This window comes from Nocardia elegans NBRC 108235 (assembly GCF_001612845.1).
Taxonomy (GTDB): Bacteria; Actinomycetota; Actinomycetes; order Mycobacteriales; family Mycobacteriaceae; genus Nocardia; species Nocardia nova.
Map to the genome: position 1 here is coordinate 12,961 of NZ_BDBF01000053.1, position 17,644 is coordinate 30,604.

A 17,644-nucleotide genomic window follows, 5' to 3' on the forward strand; every position below is an offset into this window, starting at 1 on the left:
GGAGGAACCGTCATGCGCACCACAGCACGAGCCGGGGCCGTCGCATTCGAGGTCTTCGCGGTCGGCGTCTACCTCTGGCACGGGCTCACCTATCGAGCCGACAGTCCGTGGGAACCGGGTTTCGCCGCTTGGCTCAACGGTTTTCTGGCACTGCCGATCATCGCGTTCACCACGGTGGTGATGGTCTTCGTGTTCACCGGCGAGGGCGTGCTGTCGGCGCTCACGGGCCGCAACAGCGCGGAGTTCCGCGATGGCCTGCTCGGCCTGGGAACCGTCAAGTCGGTTCGCGAGACGGGGGTGAGCGTGAACGATCAGCCGCAGCTACGCATCGAGTTCAGCGTCGAGGGCGCCCGGGGCGAGATCTTCGACTCGACCGCCAAGATGATCGTGCCCCTCGCCGAACTGGCGCTGCTGCGCCCCGGCGTCGTGCTTCCCGTGCGCTATCTGCCCGGACGGACCGACAAGGTGGAAGTCGACCGATCCGGCGACAGCGCTTCGGCGCAGCAGGCGATGAACGAATCGATGATCCGCAAGGGAGTGACCACGCGGGCCAAGCTCGACATCGCCGGTCGCGGCGTCGCCGCGCAGGCGGTCGTGCAGTCGCTGTCGGTGCCCGGCGAAATCCGCAACGGCTACGCGAAAATCGACCTCGGCCTCGCGGTCACCCGCCCGGACGGCAGCACGTTCAGCACCCACGCGGAGAAGTTCCTTCCGCCGGCGAGCGTCTCGAATGTGCAGGTAGGGCGGATCGTGCAGGTGCACTACCTGCCGGAGAACGAGCAGGAGGTCGTCATCGCCATTCCGCTCAACGCATGAGCCGCGGGGTGTGCCGCCCTTCGCAGAACCAGTGCTGCGGAGGGCGGCACGGTCGTGTCGGCGGCAAGCGGATCACGGTGGTCGCCAGATGGTTGCCACAAACGCGTTCCGGGGCAAAACTTGGTGGATGACGAATGCGGTGGCCGGCCCGGTTCCCAGCGAATCCCTCTCCGTGGGACGTGCGGTACGAGCCGACGTCCCTCGCTCGTCGCTCGCCGAATTCCATCGGGCACCGGATCGCGATCCCGTCGCGATCCTGCAGCGGCAGGCGGAAACCCGGCTTCCGGACCTCGTCCCGATCCGCTATGCGCGCATGGCGGCCGGCGAGTTCCCGTTCCTGCGCGGCGCTCCCGCGATCATGGCGGCCGACCTGGCCACCACCCGCGACACCGGTCTGACCGTCCAGCTCTGCGGTGACGCGCACCTGTCCAACTTCGGGGTCTTCGCGTCACCAGAAAGATCACTGGTGTTCGACCTCAACGATTTCGACGAAACCCTGCCGGGGCCGTTCGAATGGGATGTGAAGCGCCTGGTCGCCAGCATCGCCGTGGCCGCCCGTGCCAACGGCTACGAGGACGGCGACGCCCGCGAACTCGCGCGCACCGCCGCATCGGCCTACCGGCAGTGCATGCGCCGCCTGGCCGGTCTCGATTCGCTCGAGGTGTGGTACGAACGGGTCGAGGCCGACACCTTGACCGATTTGGTGCAAAACCCCAAGCAGCGCAAAGACGTAACGAAATCTCTCGATGCCGCTCGCAAACGCACCAGCTTGCAGGCGTTGCGCAAACTGACCGAGCCCGGTCCGGGCGGTGAGCCCCGTATCCGATTCCAGCCGCCGCTGCTGGTGGCCCTCGACCCGCCCGAGGCCGGCGCCGTCGACAAGGTCTTCGCCGAGTACTGCCGGACGCTGCCCGAGGAACGCCGCGTGCTGGTCAACCGCTATCGCATCGTGGATTTCGCGCGCAAGGTGGTCGGAGTCGGCAGCGTCGGGACCCGCTGCTACGTGCTGCTGCTGGTCGACCGCGATACCGGTGGACCGCTTTTTCTCCAGGTCAAAGAAGCGGAGTCATCCGTGCTGGCACCATATCTGGCGCCCAGCCCGTTCCACCAGGAAGGTCACCGGGTGGTCCACGGCCAGCGTCTGTTGCAGACCGCGAGCGATATCTTCCTCGGCTGGACCACCGGCCCCGGCGGCCGCTACTTCTACGTTCGGCAGTTGCGGGATATGAAAGGCAGCGCCGATATCGAGAACATGACCCGAACGGGCCTGCGCGACTACAGCGCCCTGTGCGGCTACACCCTCGCCCGGGCCCACGCCAGATCCGGCGACCGCATCGCGATCGCCGACTATCTCGGCGGGGGAGAGAGCTTCGATAAGGCGATGGGCGAATTCGCCCTCACCTATGCCGACCAGACCGCCGCCGACCATCGAGAACTGTTGCGCGCCATCGACTCCGGACGGGTGCAAGCAGCGGCGAACCCATATTGAGACTGCGCGCGCCCGGCTCCGTTGATCGAGGATGGTTCGGGTCTCGGCGCGGCTGACGTGTGCAGCCGGGGCGTGTTTCGCCTGGGAAGTCGGTTACTCGCCCGTATGGCATGCGGCCTCTACTGTGCTCCAGGACAACGGTGTCAGCGAATCGACCGCACGTCCCCGAACGGAATTGTCGCTGTGCCCGACACACTCACCGCTACCGCGCCCGCCGCCCACTCGACCGGATCTCGCGCCGAGGTCATCCACCGGTTTCTCGTCAAGCCCGCCGACGCCGGCATCGTCGGCACGGTGGACGGCGGCAAGCTTCTCGAATGGATCGACAAGGTCGCCTACGCGGGCGCTGCCCGGTGGAGCGGTCACTACTGCGTCACCGCCTACGTGGGCAACATCCACCTCGACCGTCCCATCGAGGTCGGCGAGTTGGTGGAACTGCACGCCAATCTGGTCCATACCGGCCGCACCAGCATGCACATCCTGGTCACCGTCTATTCGACCGACCCGACCCGCGTGAAGCCGGTCCAGAGCGCCCAGTGCCTGACCATCTTCGTCGCCGTCGACGACGAGCGACGTACCGTCGAAGTGCCGCAATGGAATCCGACCACGGCTCTGGAACTGCGGCGGCACCGGCAGGCGAAGGTCCGGATCGCCGTCCGCAAGGAAATCGAGGCCGCGATGGCCGCCCAGCGCTACACCGCCGAAGGGACGGCGCCCAGCGCGACCTTGCGCTTCCTCGCCGCCCCCTCCGACATCAACTGGGGCGGCAAGGTCCACGGCGGCCGCACCATGCAGTGGATCGACGAAGCGGCCTACGTCTGCGGCGCGAAGTGGGCCGGCCAGCACGTCCTCACCTCGTACTTCGGCGGCATCCGCTTCTACCGGCCGATCGTCATCGGCCACGCCGTCGAGGCGACGGCCCGGCTGATCCACACCGGACCCCGCAGCATGCACATCAGCGTGCACGTCACCTCCACCGATCCGCATTCCGGCGAACCGGAACTGGCGGCCCACGGACTGGCCGTGGTCGTGGCTCTGGACCCGGATGCCAAAGCGCGCTCGATCCGGCAGTGGATTCCGGCCTCCGACGAGGACGTCGCCCTGGACGCCCACGCCCGTCACCTGATCGGATTACGTTCGCTGGTCGAGGATTTCACGCCCGCAGACGCCGTTCCGGAAGACGCCGAGCCCAACCATTTCCGGATCGCGCCAAACTAGGACGGCGTCCGGAGGCCGTCCATCACGATGTCGAGCATGCGTCGGGTGCGGTCCTCCCACATGTCGTCGAGATCGATCCGCCACAGGAACCCGACCATGAGCAATACCTCGTCGGGCGTGACGTCGGGGCGCAGCGAACCGTTACGCACGCCTGCGTCGAGCAGCGACCTGATCGCGGCGACGACCGGTCCGTAACCTTCGTCGGCGAGTTCGGCGTGCATCGCGGTGTGGAGCGCGCCGGCGAGGCCGTGCTTGATGCGGCCGTATCGCGCGAGCCGGTCGAACCAGAGGCGCAGGGCAACTGCGGGCGGGTGATCGTCGAGAAGCTGTGGAGCGGCGTCGACGAGTTCTCGGACGTCGTTTCTGTGCACGGTCATGACGAGCGCTTCGCGGGTGGGAAAATGCCGATACAGCGTGCCTTGCCCGACGCCTGCGGCCTTCGCGATCGCGTGCATCGAAGCGTCGCCGTCGGCATCGAGCGCCGCTCGCGCGGCCTCGATGATCAGTGCGCGGTTGCGTTCGGCGTCCCGGCGTCCCGACCGCGCCGCGCGCACGGGAGATGCGTTGTGTGCCGCCTGTTCTGGTCGACTCGCCTTCGTCATCACCGCTCCGTCTGTTTCGGTAGCACCCTATATCGATTGCAAAACGGACAGTTGTCCGTTACATTTGAGGACAGTTCCGGACAATTGTCCGTTTTATCGTACCGGGAGGTCACATGACGGAACCGCACGCCGGCGGCGGCATCCAGGGCAAGATTGTCGCGATCACGGGAGCGAGCAGTGGGATCGGTGCGGCGATCGCCGAGTACTTGGCCGAACGGGGCGCGGCCGTCGTGCTCGGTGCGCGACGCCAGGACCGCCTCGCCGAAGTGGTCGCGCGCATCCAGGCGAGAGGCGGAATGGCATTCGGCCTCGGTGTGGATGTGCGTCGCAGGGAGGATCTCGCGCGGCTCGTCGCGGAGGCGCAACAGCGGTACGGGAGCCTCGACGTACTCGTCTCGAATGCCGGCAGCATGGCGATCTCCAAATTCGACGAGCTGCGACAGGACGACTGGGACGACATGGTCGCCACGAATCTGACCGGAGTGCTCAATGGGATCGGTGCGGCCCTGCCCGTGTTCCGTGCGCAGGGGGCGGGGCATTTCGTGCACATGGCGTCGACCTCGGCGCATCGGATCGTTCCCACGCAGGGCGTATACGCGGCGACGAAGACCGCGGTCCGCGTGCTGTCGGAGGCGTTGCGGCAGGAGGCCGGTCCCGGCCTGCGCGTCACAGTCGTGTCGCCGGGCATGACGAATACCGAAGGAGTGCGTTCGGGTTCGATCGACGACGAGTACGCCGCCCGGATTCAGGCAATCGCGCAGCCACCAGCCGCGATCGCGCGTGCGGTGGCGTTCGCGATCGAACAGCCCGCCGATGTGGATGTGGGGGAAGTGATCGTCCGCCCGACCGCGCAGAGCTAGCTACGCGATCACAGCGGCCCCCAAGCGAACTCGGTCCCCTCGCGAAACGCTCCGAACGATTCCGCGAGTTCTCCGGTGGCGCTGCACATCACCTGAGTCCGGTTCTCGATGTCGAGGGCGTGGCGCAGACTCGGCGCATCCACCGTCTGCCACATCGTCTCCTTGGTCATCCACACCGCGAGCGGGGAATGGGCGGCGATCTCCTCCGCCTTGGCGATCGCCCGGCCCAGTAGTTCGTCCTCGTCGACGACCTCGAGTACCAGCCCGATCCGCTCGGCCTCCTCGGCGTCGAAAACCCTTCCGGTGAGCAGCAATTCGGCCGACCGGGACGCGCCCACCAATCGCGGCAGGTGATAGCTGGTGCCCATATCGCAGGCCGAGATCCCGTGCCGGATGAACACCGCGCCGAAGCGGGCACTGTGACTCGCGTACCGGATATCGCAGGCCAGCGCGAGCGCGAACCCGCCGCCGACCGCGGCGCCGTTCACTGCCGCGATCACCGGCTGCCGCAGCCGATGGATCTTCTCGAACGCCGAGGCCATCAACTCCTGGCTGGCGTAGATCTGCGCGACCGGCGACTGCGCCGCACCCAGCAGCGCCGCGGTCGGACTCGCATCGGTGGCCGTGAAATCCTCCGGCTTCGACTTCAGATCCGCTCCGGAGGAGAACCCGGCTCCCGCGCCGGCGATCACCAGCGCCCGCACCTCCGGTTTCCCGTTCACCTCGTCGAGCACCCGATGCAGCTCGGCGACGGTCTGGTTGTCCAGCGCATTGCGCCGGTGTGGCCGGTCGATGGTCAACACCACGACACCCGAGGACCGGTATTCGATATTCAGCGCGGACATGCCTGTCTCCTTCGCGTTCAGCGCGGAACGGTGCCACCGTCGATGACGAACGTCTGTCCCGTGATGAAACTGCCCGCGTCCGAACACAACAGCAGCGCGGGCCCGACCAGCTCGTCCGGCTCACCGAGCCGCCGCAGCAACGGTGCCGCGGCCATCGCGTCCACCACTTCCTGCGGATTGTTGCGGACCATATCGGTATCCACCGCACCCGGCGCGATCGCGTTCACCCGAATCTCGTCGGCGGCGAATTCGGCGGCCATCGAGCGAGTGAACGACAGCAACGCCGCCTTTCCCGCCGAGTACATCGCCAGCCCGCCGGAGAACCCGAACGCCCCGATCGACGCGAAGTTCAATACCGCCGCATGCTCGCTCTCCCGCAGATACGGCAGCGCGGCCTGCACCAGGAACAACGGTCCCTGCACATTCACCGCGAACGACTTGTCCACCGCCGCTTTCTGCATCACCGCCAACGGCTGAGCCAGCGCATTCGCGGCATTGTTGATCACGATGTCGACCCCGCCGAACCTCTCCACCGTCTGCGCGACCAACGCCCGCACCTCCTCGATCTCCCCCAGATGAGTCGGCACCCCGATAGCCTCGGCCCCCAACTCCCGCAGCCGCTCCACCGCCTTCTCACAAGCCTCCGGCTTCCGACTGGCGACAACGACATTCGCCCCCGCACAAGCCAACCCCTCGGCCAGCGCGAGCCCGATACCCCGAGTGCCGCCGGTGACGATCGCGGTCCGCCCGCTGAGGTCGAAAAGTTTCTGGAATGAGCTGCGGTCCACGGGATGAGCCTCTCTGCTTGGTGTCGCTCTGCCGAGCAGAACTGACGACGGTCGCAGTCAGTTCTATCAGGCGAGTCGCGCGGCGTGTTCCGAACGGCGGGGCTCGCCGCGCAGGTCCACGTCCTGTCGCCCGTCCGAGGTTCCGTGCACCGTCGGCACACCGACGTCGGGCGACTCGCTCCCGCGGAGTTGTCGGTGGGCCCCGCAATACTGATCGTGGGGAGAGGCGGGAGGACTCGACATTAACTTCGTTATTACGCTCGTGGCCTCGGCGATAGCGTCGGGAAGCGCTGAAGATGTTGTGGCACAACAGGTTACGGACGCTTACGGCGAGTTGAAGCGACTGATCAGCGATAGATATCCGGACGTGGACGTTTCGGCGCTGGAGCGGAAGCCACATTCCGAAGCCAAGAAGGCGTCGCTGGCCGAGGATCTCTACGATGCCGGTGCGGCGGATGATCGTGCGTTGGAGGCAGCGGCCCAGTGCGTTCTGCGCGGAGTGGACGCGGCGGTCCTGGGGCTTCCGGACGCAGCGCCTGCCGGAGCGGAGGAGTCGACAAGATCCGCCGCCCTGTTCGGCGGGGCCGTCGCGGCTGAAGACACGGGGCGTATGCAGGAGGCTGAAGCCCTGTACCGACGCGCCGCCGACAATGAGCATCCCGGCGCGATGAACAACCTTGGGCTGCTTCTGGAAGATACGGGTCGGTCGCCCGAAGCCGAGGGGTGGTTTCGCCGCGCCGCAGACCTCGGGAACGCCAATGCCATGTCGAACCTGGCGGTGAGGTTGCGTGATGCCGGGCAGGTGGCGGAAGCCGAAAGATGGTTTCGCCGCGCCGCAGACCTCGGCCACGTGACGGCGATGAACAACCTTGCCCTACTCTTCGAGGCGACGGAACGTCCCGAATGTGCCGACGAGTGGTTCCGCAAGGCAGCCGACGCCGGGCACACCGGCGCGATGACCACGCTGGGCGTTCTGCTGGAGAAGCAAGGACAGATCGAGGAAGGCGAGGCCTGGTACCGCCGAGCCGCCGACACCGGCGAGCCCAACGCGATGTTCAACCTCGGGTTGCTTCTCGAAGACGCCGGCAAGGCCGAGCCCGCCGAGCTGTGGATCCGCCGCGCTGCCGACGCCGGCCATGTCACTGCCATGTTCAACCTGGGCGTGCTCGCGGACGACTCGGGCCGGACACAAGAGGCAGAAACCTGGTGGCGCAAGGCCGCCGACGCCGGTCACCCAAAGGCGATGTTCAACCTGGCGATCACGTTGGAGGAGACGGGCAGGCCGGAGGACGCCGAAACCTGGTATCGGCGGGCCGGCGAAGCCGGACATCCGGCCTCAGTGCTTAACCTGGCCTGCACATTGCGGCAGACGGGTAGGCAACGCGAGGCCGAGACCTGGTATCGAAAGGCCGCCGATGCCGGGAACGTGGCAGCGATGTTCGACTTGGGCTTGTTACTCGAAGCCTTCGGCGAAGTGGGGGAGGCCGAGTCGTGGTACCGCAAAGCCGCCGAGGCGGGCGAAGCCGTTGCGATGACCAACCTGGGCGCACTGCTGATGGAATCGGGCCGGTCCGAGGAGGGCGAGTGGTGGTACCGCAAAGCCGCCGAGGCGGGACGTCCCGTCGCCATGTGCAACCTGGCGGTCGCGATGGAGCGGACCGGCCGAATGACGGAAGCCGAAACGTGGCACCGCCGCGCCGCCGAGACCGGTCATCCCAGAGCGATGTTTCTCCTCGGCGGCATCCTCGAGCATCGAGGACGAACCGACGAGGCCGAAACATGGTGGCGCAGAGCGGCCGACGCCGGCCACCCCGGCGCGATGTCCGGCCTGGCCTACCTACTCGCGATGGCAGGCCGTGTCGACGCCGCCGAAACCTGGAGGCGCAGAGCCGCCGCCGCGGGCGAGCCCGGCGCTACTCCCATGCGGTGACGAGCCCCGTTCCGCTCGGCATCCCCTGACCAGAACAGCAGTCCGGAGCGGCCGCCGCCTGGTCTACGGTGGATACCGGCCATTCCACTCGTCACCCGGGAGGTGTCTTGCGCTCCACCCGCATGCTGCCGGTCCTGCTCGTCCTGGTCGCCGCGGCACTCCTGTTGCCCACGCGTGCGAGCGCCGACGCCGCCATCGACGACACCCCCTCCCACCGCATCGACGAACTCGTCGCATTGCGCGCCGGTGCGACCGGAGCGAGCAAAGGCGAACTACTCGACCTGCTGTCCCGACAATTCCTGGGCACCCCCTACGCCGCGAACACCCTCATCGGCTCCGCAACCCAGCCCGAACAACTCGTCGCCGACTTCCGCCAAGTGGACTGCTTCACCTTCCTCGACTACGTCGAAGCCCTGAGCCGAACCACCGACCGAAACCGCTTCGAAGCCAACCTGATCGACACCCGCTACGCCGCCGCCCAAGTCGACTACACCCACCGCAAACACTTCTTCACCGACTGGGCGCAAGTCGTCGATGTCGCCGCCACCGACATCACCGGGAATCTGTCGCCCGCCACAGTCACGGTCCCCAAACACCTCAACGCAAAGGGCGACGGGGCTGTCTACCTGCCGGGCATCCCAGTAGTCGACCGCGACATCACCTACATCCCCAGCGCAGCGGTGGACGAGAGTGTCGTCAGCGGGCTCCGAACCGGCGACTACATCGGCGCCTACGCCGACCAACCCGGCCTCGACGTCACCCACGTCGGAATCCTCATCAACACCCCGAGCGGCCCGGTCTTCCGAAACGCGTCGTCACTCGCGGCGAACAACGAGGTCGTGGATACACCGCTGGGCGAGTACCTGCAAACTGTTCCTGGCATAGTGGTGTTGCGCCCACGACCGGCGTAGACCGGCAACGGATCCGTTGGGCGCAGTCAGTCCCACCAGTTGAAGATGGCTTCTCCGAGGGTATGCGGGCTCCAATACCGGACTTGTTCGAGTTCGGCTGGTCCCAGCTCCGAGAGATCGAAATCCGCCAGCGGCCGGCCCAATTCATGTCGTGACAACACCTGGAACCGGGAGAGGGACTTGAACGCGCCGGCAAGGCCCGGATCGTCGGCGAAGGTCAGCGTCAGCTCATACAAAGGCATCGGCTCGGCGATCGCGACCAGCGGCGCATACATGTTGCACACTACGGTTCGTTCAGTGCCCGAGTAGGCGATGGTGCACCGAAAGAAGTTGCCGGACAGGCTAGTGGAAGGCGGTGGAGAGACAACCCCTCCGGCTATTCGTGCCACCGCGTAGCAAGCATTGCGGAACTCGCTCTCGTCCAACCGATCCAACGGTAGTTCTCCGACCTGCCGGAAGCCAGTTATTCCACGAGGTAGGCGCATCAGGACAGTCTTCCGCGGTGCTATGCCGCCCGGAATGCCGCAAAGCGCTCGGCGAGGCGCTCTTTCGAGGGTCTTTCGTCTCGGTGGGCCGGAACTATCAACTGCCGTCGGTGCATCTCCTGCAGCCCGTGCTTCAACATGGGCCCATCAGTTTCGTTCAGCAAGTCACTGTTGATGTGCACCAGGTAATCAGGCGATATACCGAGGTAGTTGACGTCATACGCTGCATGGTGAATCTTGCATAGAGTGAGTCCATTATCCACGGTGGCCGTCCCGTTAGGGTGGCCATCAGCAGTGATGTGGGCGGCGTCGAGCAGCTTGATCCTCTTGAGGCTGCACACAGCACATTGGTTTTTGTATGCCGTCAGTACGCGGCTGCGAAACTCAGGTTGATGAAGCCGCTGCTTGGTTACTCTGTCTACATAACGGCGCTCGTCCGGCTTCAGGTCGAAGGGGTCATCGAATCGGCGAATTTCTTCGTCGATTGCGATTAGGAACCTTCTATTCGGCCTGTCGTCAGCAATGACGTACACAGGGAATACGGGCATGTACACGCTCGGACGGATCTTGCGGAAGAAAATGAGCGGTAAGCCGAGATCGAGCGCTCGGCGTAGCTTCGTGTTGTCGCCCTCCACTGCGTCTTGTTGGTAGTCGTACGAGAGCAGAGAGTCGCTGATCTCCTGGTCGGCATATCGGCGGCCGGTAGGATCGGACACGATGGCAAGCGTCGCCAGGAGGTCCCTGGGATTCCAAATACCCTTTGCAACGTCGATTAGCCGCCGATGGTGGTCGCCAACCCAGAAGGAGTTCAACTCTTGCCGGGTGAAGGCCCGATCCCCCTTAGCCTCGATGGCTTTGTTGAGGTGATCGAACACCATCTGGCGAAGTTGCCTCTCGACGTCGCTTGTCATGTGTGAAGTGTGCCATGTTCGGTTCGCCGGCGTTGGTCGTCGTTGGTCACGAGTCTGTGCCAGACCTGTTTGGGCACAGGGAATCTCGACGATTTGCGCTGTTGGACGTCACGAGACGACTCGTTGCTCGTTCCGTTCGTAGACGAGGACGTCGAACCGAGGTGCCGAAGGCCAGTCCGGCCGAAGGGCCCCAACCTTCTTCCAACCCCATCGTAGGTACGTCTCGTAAGCTCGGGTGTTGTCGGGGCGTACGAGCAAAGTTGCGCGGGCTTCGGCCCGATTGTGAAGAAGTTCATCGTGCAGCGAGCGGGCAATCCCCTTGCCCGTGAATTTCTTACGCACCATGAGCTCGCTCAACGCGAACGTCCGGCTCCCGGTTTCGTAGGTGAAGGCCTCTGCATCGCCCTCGTCCAGTTGCAGTCCCGACCACCACTTGCTGTTGCCTCCCAGAGGCCATCCCCACGCCTGGCCGACGGGCTCGTCGGCTGTACGCGCCATTACGAGTTCGAAGCCCGTTCGGCTCGGGTCGGTGTAGGTGTCGAAGCGGTGCATGAATGCTTCGGGCGCTTCGAATTCTTCGCCGGATTCGATGGCGTCGATGTAGGAATCTCGGAAGATCAGCTCGACTTGATCTCGGACTGCTCGCGCTTCGGCGGCCGTGTAGTGCTGGAAAGTCAGGCCGTCGATCGAAGGTGGGTCGACATTCATGAGACGCCTATCGCTTGGCGGTGGAGGTTGTCGTAGCGCCTGGCGAATTCGTCATCGGGGATGCTGTCTGTGATCGCGCGGACCGGGGCCAGCAATCGTAGGGTGCGTGTGGAGGATACGGTGCTCTCCAGTTCGGTCAGGACGTAAAGGCCTTGGGCCACGGCACTGTTGATGTCGCCCGTCCTGCCGAGTGCTGCGGCCAGACCCGCGCGGTAATTGGCGCGGTTGCGGATTCCGGTCTCCGCTGTGTCTTCGTCGGCGACCAGCAGGGCCAATGCCTTCTCGGGCTCGCCGAGGTCGCCCAGCCCGCGGGATTCTTGTGACCGAATCTCGCTCGCGTTCACGAATCGTAGCCATCGCGGGCATTCGGAAAGTGGTTCGTGGGCGATGGCGGCGTCCAGTTCGCGCCACGCGGTCGCAACTGCACGATCGAATGCCATCTTGTCGCGCAGGATTGCGTGGGCCAGTGCTTCGCGGATCGCGATCAGGGCGTGAATTCGGCCGGGCGGTCGGCCACGGGTGAGTTGGCGTGCGCGCTCCAGATGGGCGAGTGCACGGTGCGGGCTGCCATCCCCGGTTCGGCTGAGTGCGATCGATTGATGTGCGGCGTTCAGGCATACGTGGACTGTCAGATCGTTGTCACCGGCCTGATTGGCCAGCGCGAACGCGTCGGCGTAACACTGGCGGGCGAGTGGGTGGAGGTCGGCGTCATAGGCCATCCAACCGGTGATCGTTGCCAATTCGCCGGCGGCACTCATGAACAGGCATCCAGCCCGATCGGAAAAGGCGCCGGTTTCGAGCAGCCGCTTGGCGATCGCGAGGTCTCGGAGGCCGGTCATCACAAGAGGGGTGCCGCCGACAGCCTGCTCGCGCCGAGCGAGTTCAGTCACGCGTTCGGCCAACCGGCGGGCGTCGCCTACCCCGACAGTGTGGGAAAAGCGTGGAGCGTCGGCGGCTGCTGTCAGGGCAGCGAGACCCATGAACACTCCGAATTCGCGCCGCTTCACCTCGTCCTCGATTCCGTAGGTGCTCAGCTCGTCATGCTCACCCAGGTTATCGGCTGTGCGGGTTGGAATCTCGTTGTCGCGAACCGGACGATGCGGGCGCTCGTCAGGTGCAACGGCGACGGTGAAGCGATCCCGTTGCTCATCGGTGAGCCGGGACAACTCCACATCCAGCGCTGCGGCCGAGTCGCCGCGCACCGGACGCTCATGGGTTGCCCTCTCCCACTTGCGAATGGTCGGCGGTTGAAACCCCAGCCGTTCCGCGAACTGTTCCTGCGTGAGTCGAAGTGCGACCGTGCGAAGAGCACGTACCTCCGCGCCGGTCCATGTGCTGACGATCATCATTGCCCCCGATCGACACCCTCAACGGCCAGTAGCGGAAGCGTATTACTTCGGTGCGGTTCCATGCCTTCGGTTTGTGGCGTTTCTCCGTGAAGCTCGAATCGGCCCCGCCGCCGGGTCGCTGTCCGGATATCTGTGACGCCATCCACAACCGGCGGTGATCCTCGGCGGCGGGCGCTTGCCAACGAAAACCGAAGGAGCCGAATGTATCTCATTGGGACCATGGGGAGGTCGGTATGACGCTTCCAACCGCTTATGTTGCGTCGGGTGAACTGCCGAAGGGGCCGCCTCGCGCTCTCGGCTATATCGACCGGACCTTGCCGGGGTGGCCGGCGAATGAGCAGCTGGTGCTCGCGCATGCGGTGAAGTTGGGGTACGCGTTGGTGCGGGTGGTGTTTCGGACGGCTGGGGACATCGACGATCCGATCATGCGGTTGCTCGATCGAATCGGTGGGTACAACGTTGCGGCGGTTGTGGTTCCGAGCGTGGAGCATCTCGGGGAGCGGCTCCGAATTGTGTGCGCGGCATGCGATGTGGAGGCGGTTGAGCCGGAGGCTACCTATGCGCGGACGCGACCCACGATTCTTTCGGCGCCGGCCTCGGCTCCACGTGATTCGAGGGTCGAGTCGGGTGATTGAGATGTCTGGCTGGGGGTTGGTTACTTCGGTGGTGACGGTTGTCGGTGTGGCAGCGTTGGCGGTGGCAGGTGTCTCCTGTGCTTGGCCGGATGTCGGGGGCGATCAGAGGTTCGGCGAAGCCGCACGTCCTGCTGTGAAAGCTGTTGTGCCTCCGAATATTCTGTGGCTCTCGCTCACGCATGCCGCCCGGTCATCGGTGCCGACAGTGGTGGAGGCGCACGAGGATATGCAGCTGCACTTGGAATGTGATCCCGGCTTGTGCGCTGCGAAGGCGGTAGCGATGAGGACTCTCGTGGCCGCCGGGCGGGTGAGGCCGGACCGATCCCGGAGGCTGTGAGAGTCAGAGTCTTCGCGCACGGCGGTGCGCCCGACCGGGGGTCGGGTGTCAGGCCGCGCTGGTGTCAGGTGGACGCGAACGCGACTGCAACCAGCGCTCGCGCTGTTCGCGTTCGCGTTGTCGGCGTTGCAGTCGTTCCCGTTCGTCGCGTAGGTGGATGCGCGTGAGTATCGCTGCCAGGAGTTCGTCGGGGTGATGGCGGTGGTTGATGCGGGGTGTCCGACTGGGGTCGATGTGTTCGGGTGCGATCCAGGCGGTGCGGCCCGGGAACGGGGAAAGCTCGCTCTGTGCAACGGTTTTCCAGCCGCCGGGTCCGTCGTGGATCAGGGCGTGGCAGGCGTCGCAGGCGAGGACGAGGTTGGTGATATCGGTGGGGCCGCCTTTGGCGTAGTCGCGGATGTGGTGGGCGGCGCAGAGGCTGGCAGGGGCGTCGCATCCGGGGCGGGAGCAGCCGCGCAGGGCGGCGATCAGCGCCAGGCGTTGAGTTGGGGAGGCGAGTCGTTTCATGCGGCCGAGGTGCAGGGGGAGTCCGGCGTGGTCGAAGATCGCCAGGTAGGGGCGGGATCGTTCGGCCAGTCGCAGCGCCTCGCGGATCGGCACGACGCCGCCGGTGGCTGTGGTCGCGGAGCCCGAATCCTTCTCCAGGTCTTCGAGTTTCATCGTCAGCACGGTGGTCACCGGCATGCCGCGGTGGCGACCGAGGTCTTCGGTGATCAGGCCCGAGCGCAGGATCGCTGTGAGTGCGTCGTGGTTGCGTTGGGCGGCGCTGCGGTGATCGGATCGCGCTGCCTCGGCAAGCATCGCCGGGTCGGCGGTGTCGATATCGACGGCGGGGCTGTTCGGGTCCTCCGGGTTGCAGACGCCGGGGCGGGCGTACTTCGCCAGGAGTGGGTCCAGCAGGGCACGCAGCACCGGGTCGATGTCACCGCGCACGGGGGACATGCCGTCCGGGCGTTGCCGGCCCACGACGATGCCTCGCATTCGGGCGCGGTCCTGGTCGGTGGTGAGGCGGCCGTCGGGGTCCAGGTAGGCCAGGATTCGGTCGCCGACCTTGCCGATGTCGTCCGGCGAGCCGGATCGCGCGAACTCCGCCAACAGGTGTTCTGCGGCTTCGCGATCCGCGTCGGCTACGCCTCGGGGCACTCGGCTCATGACCTGCGCGATCCCGCGCACGTGATCGGCGGAGACCTCACCGTGCGCCAAAGCTGCTGCGGTGCAGAGCAATTGCGGGTCTCGCACCTCGCCGTCGAGATCGTGGAAGGTTCCTACCCAGCGCGCCGCGTTGACGCGGCTGCCCGCATCGGCGCTGGATATCCGCAGCGTCTCCATCAGGAACCGCTTCACCGTCTTCGCGCCGGTCCGGGACGGCAGGGATCGCTCCTCGGCTTCGATCAGCAGGCGATGCTGTATCGCTGTCAGCCGGCGCGCGCAACTCTCCACATCCCGCATCGCCTGTATCAGTTGTTCATCCGACAGTGGCATCAGTGATTGTTCGGACAGCTGGGAGACCGCAGCGAGCAGCGGTCTCGCGACCTGCTCGACGTCCTCCCCAGCGTTCGAATGCATGTTCGAATTCTATCAAGAAGGGGTGGGGTGTGCACCCCTTCGGTCTGTGTGGATTTCGGAACTCATTCTGAACAAGTGACCGAAAGAGATTGTGTCGCAGCTGGATTCGCCCGTGCAAGGGCGCAATGGCTCGAAGGCATCGACAATGCCCAGTGACCCCAACCCACGTCTCAGAGCGGAATAATTCGGCAGTCGTTGCCGCAATCGCCCTCGGTGGATACCTGCCCGGGTGCGGCGACGCGGTGCAGGATGGCTCGCGTGGGCGCGATGACGAGCCGGTCGTCTTCCAGCGTGCCGAGACCGTCGACGATCAATGAGTATCCCGTCGGTTCTCGCGGCGCCCATACCAGGCTGACCGCCTGGCGGGCTGCGACGTTGTCCCGGGTGTGGCTGCCGGGCGCGGGCACGTGCAGTCGGCCGGAGTGTGGAATCGGATGCACCGGTACGACGCGGGGAAGGGAACTGTCGCCGACGGTGATGAGGTGGGCGAGGTCGTAGTCGGCGATCATCCGCGCGAGCTCATCCGATTTCACCTCGGGATTCATATGTCGAGCGTACTGCGGGAACGGGCGGCGAACCGCTCGGTGAAGTGGGGCAGGCCTTCACGCGAGCTGCGTCAACAGCACCACCCCGAGCGTGAACATCGTCCCCGCTACGAAGACGTCGAGCACTCGCCACGCCGCGGGCAGCGACAACACCGGCGCGAGCAGCCGAGCCCCGTATCCGAGCCCGGCGAACCATACTCCGCTCGCGACCATCGCGCCGACGCCGAAGGCCCACCGCAACGACCCGTGCCCGGCGGCGACCGAGCCGAGCAGCAGCACGGTGTCCAGATAGACGTGCGGGTTGAGCCAGGTCATCGCCAGGCAGACCAGGATCGCGGTGCGGAGGGACGCGGTGGAATCGCCGGTGGTCGTGAGGCCGGTGGCGGGCCGCAGTGCGCGGCGGGCCGCGAGAGCGCCGCAGGCGATCAGGAAGCATCCGCCGGCGAGTCCGGCGACGGTCAGCGCTGCCGGATACGCGCTGACCAGCGCACCGAGACCGCCGACACCGCACATGATCAGAATGGCGTCGGACACGACGCAGATGACGACCACGGCTCCCACGGCTTGCCTGCGTACGCCCTGGCGCAGGACGAACGCGTTCTGCGCGCCGATGGCGACGATCAGGGATAAGCCGGCACCGAATCCGGCGAGGGCCGCCGAGAAGATACCGCTGGTCACGCAGCCGACGGTATGGGTCTTGACGTGATCAGTACAGCTAAAGGTTCTTAACTATCATTAGCAACTGTGATGTCCGAACTTCCGGTCGATCAGGTCCGCACGCTGCTCGCCGTCGTGGACGAAGGCACATTCGATGCCGCCGCGGCCGCGATGCACCTGACGCCCTCGGCGGTGAGTCAGCGGATCAAGGCACTCGAACAGCGCACCGGCCGGGTGCTGCTGATGCGCACGAAACCGGTGCGGCCCACCGAATCCGGCCAGGCGGTCGTGCGTTTCGCGCGGCAACTGGCCGCCTTGCAGGAGGCGGCGCAGCGAGAGTTGGGGATCGCCGGAGATGCCGAGTCCACCACGCTGTCCATCGCGGTCAACGCCGATTCACTGGCGACCTGGTTCCTGCCCGCCCTGTCGCAGGTGCCGCAGGATCCGCCGGTCTGCTTCGATCTGCATCGCGAGGACGAATCCCACACCGCCGCACTGCTGCGGGAGGGCACGGTGATGGCGGCGGTGACCTCGCTGGCCGAGCCCGTGACCGGATGTACGGCACGGCTCTTGGGTCTGGCGCGGTACCTGCCGGTCGCGAGCCCGGAATTCGTCGAGCGTCATTTCGCGGCAGGGCCTCTGGAGCAGCGGCTTCCCGAGGCGCCGGTCATCGTTTTCGATCGCCGGGACGAGCTGCAGGATCGCTACGTCCGCACCGTCACCTCCGGCAAGACGGGTGCGAGCCGGCTCCGGCATTACGTACCCACCTCGGAAGGCTTTCGCGACACCATCGTCGCGGGTCTCGGGTGGGGATTGGTCCCCGAAACGCACGCCGACCCACTGCTGCGTGCGGGCGCCTTGCGGAATTTCGCACCGGAGCAGTGGGTCGATGTGCCGCTCTACTGGCAGCAGTGGAAGTTGGACGTGCCGGCCCTCGCGCTGGTCGCGCAGACGATCGGCATGGCGGCGGCCGACTATCTTCGACAGTGAAA

General features: G+C 65.9%; 17 protein-coding genes. 7 read left to right on the plus strand and 10 right to left on the minus strand.

The annotated features are described in order from the left end of the window. Window positions 1–12: 12 nt before the first annotated feature. The 3 genes from NE2_RS29165 (at window position 13) to NE2_RS29175 (ending at window position 3,523) form a co-directional block, all read left to right on the plus strand. Complete coding sequence (locus NE2_RS29165) at window positions 13–816, plus strand: hypothetical protein (protein WP_063031284.1); 804 nt, start codon at window positions 13–15, stop codon at window positions 814–816. A 127-nt stretch (window positions 817–943) separates the two neighbouring features. Next, window positions 944–2,305: a DUF2252 domain-containing protein gene (locus NE2_RS29170; RefSeq protein WP_063031286.1), complete on the plus strand. Its 1,362-nt coding sequence runs from the start codon at window positions 944–946 to the stop codon at window positions 2,303–2,305. Window positions 2,306–2,488: 183 nt separating this feature from the next. Further along, window positions 2,489–3,523: an acyl-CoA thioesterase gene (locus NE2_RS29175; RefSeq protein WP_063909513.1), complete on the plus strand. Its 1,035-nt coding sequence runs from the start codon at window positions 2,489–2,491 to the stop codon at window positions 3,521–3,523. On the opposite strand, the gene NE2_RS29180 is transcribed toward NE2_RS29175, so the two are convergent. Continuing rightward, window positions 3,520–4,125 carry a TetR/AcrR family transcriptional regulator gene (locus NE2_RS29180; protein ID WP_081879183.1) on the minus strand — a complete coding sequence of 202 codons (606 nt, stop codon included), beginning with the start codon at window positions 4,123–4,125 and terminating at the stop codon, window positions 3,520–3,522. The genes NE2_RS29175 and NE2_RS29180 overlap by 4 nt on opposite strands. Window positions 4,126–4,238: 113 nt before the next feature. On the opposite strand from NE2_RS29180, the gene NE2_RS29185 reads away from it, so the two are divergent. Next, a complete protein-coding gene (locus tag NE2_RS29185; protein ID WP_030512964.1) occupies window positions 4,239–4,985 on the plus strand; it encodes an SDR family oxidoreductase in 747 nt (248 codons plus the stop codon). Between the two features lie 8 nt (window positions 4,986–4,993). Here NE2_RS29185 and NE2_RS29190 read toward each other — a convergent pair whose 3' ends face one another. Both NE2_RS29190 and NE2_RS29195 read right to left on the minus strand, forming a co-directional pair. After that, a complete protein-coding gene (locus NE2_RS29190) occupies window positions 4,994–5,830 on the minus strand; it encodes an enoyl-CoA hydratase/isomerase family protein (protein WP_063031288.1) in 837 nt (278 codons plus the stop codon). A gap of 17 nt (window positions 5,831–5,847) precedes the next feature. Beyond that, on the minus strand, window positions 5,848–6,618 hold the full coding sequence (locus tag NE2_RS29195) for an SDR family NAD(P)-dependent oxidoreductase (protein ID WP_063031290.1): 771 nt from the start codon (window positions 6,616–6,618) through the stop codon (window positions 5,848–5,850). 262 nt (window positions 6,619–6,880) lie between these two features. Between NE2_RS29195 and NE2_RS29200 the strand changes: the two genes are divergently transcribed. Next, the gene (locus NE2_RS29200; RefSeq protein ID WP_507756721.1) at window positions 6,881–8,548 is read left to right on the plus strand and encodes an SEL1-like repeat protein; all 1,668 of its coding nucleotides are present in this window, start codon (window positions 6,881–6,883) and stop codon (window positions 8,546–8,548) included. Between the two features lie 107 nt (window positions 8,549–8,655). Further along, window positions 8,656–9,459: a DUF1460 domain-containing protein gene (locus NE2_RS29205; protein ID WP_373862289.1), complete on the plus strand. Its 804-nt coding sequence runs from the start codon at window positions 8,656–8,658 to the stop codon at window positions 9,457–9,459. Window positions 9,460–9,485: 26 nt separating this feature from the next. Here the strand turns inward: NE2_RS29205 and NE2_RS36040 are convergent, their stop codons facing one another. From NE2_RS36040 to NE2_RS29245, 7 genes are all read right to left on the minus strand, one after another. Next, on the minus strand, window positions 9,486–9,884 hold the full coding sequence (locus NE2_RS36040; RefSeq protein WP_063909515.1) for a hypothetical protein: 399 nt from the start codon (window positions 9,882–9,884) through the stop codon (window positions 9,486–9,488). An 80-nt stretch (window positions 9,885–9,964) separates the two neighbouring features. Next, the gene (locus tag NE2_RS29215) at window positions 9,965–10,855 is read right to left on the minus strand and encodes an HNH endonuclease (RefSeq protein WP_063031304.1); all 891 of its coding nucleotides are present in this window, start codon (window positions 10,853–10,855) and stop codon (window positions 9,965–9,967) included. 108 nt (window positions 10,856–10,963) lie between these two features. After that, the gene (locus NE2_RS29220; RefSeq protein ID WP_063031306.1) at window positions 10,964–11,563 is read right to left on the minus strand and encodes a GNAT family N-acetyltransferase; all 600 of its coding nucleotides are present in this window, start codon (window positions 11,561–11,563) and stop codon (window positions 10,964–10,966) included. Then, entirely contained in the window at window positions 11,560–12,912 is a 1,353-nt protein-coding gene (locus tag NE2_RS29225) for a helix-turn-helix domain-containing protein (RefSeq protein ID WP_063031308.1), read from the minus strand. Before NE2_RS29225 ends, NE2_RS29220 begins: the two co-directional genes overlap by 4 nt. 1,020 nt (window positions 12,913–13,932) lie before the next feature. After that, window positions 13,933–15,450 (minus strand): HNH endonuclease signature motif containing protein, encoded by a 1,518-nt coding sequence (locus tag NE2_RS29235; protein ID WP_063031312.1) that lies wholly within the window; start codon window positions 15,448–15,450, stop codon window positions 13,933–13,935. 170 nt (window positions 15,451–15,620) lie between these two features. Beyond that, window positions 15,621–15,995 carry a pyridoxamine 5'-phosphate oxidase family protein gene (locus tag NE2_RS29240; protein WP_063031314.1) on the minus strand — a complete coding sequence of 125 codons (375 nt, stop codon included), beginning with the start codon at window positions 15,993–15,995 and terminating at the stop codon, window positions 15,621–15,623. A 57-nt stretch (window positions 15,996–16,052) separates the two neighbouring features. Then, on the minus strand, window positions 16,053–16,673 hold the full coding sequence (locus NE2_RS29245; RefSeq protein WP_063031316.1) for a LysE/ArgO family amino acid transporter: 621 nt from the start codon (window positions 16,671–16,673) through the stop codon (window positions 16,053–16,055). Between the two features lie 69 nt (window positions 16,674–16,742). Between NE2_RS29245 and NE2_RS29250 the strand changes: the two genes are divergently transcribed. Continuing rightward, complete coding sequence (locus tag NE2_RS29250) at window positions 16,743–17,642, plus strand: LysR family transcriptional regulator ArgP (protein WP_063031318.1); 900 nt, start codon at window positions 16,743–16,745, stop codon at window positions 17,640–17,642. Window positions 17,643–17,644 lie beyond the last annotated feature (2 nt).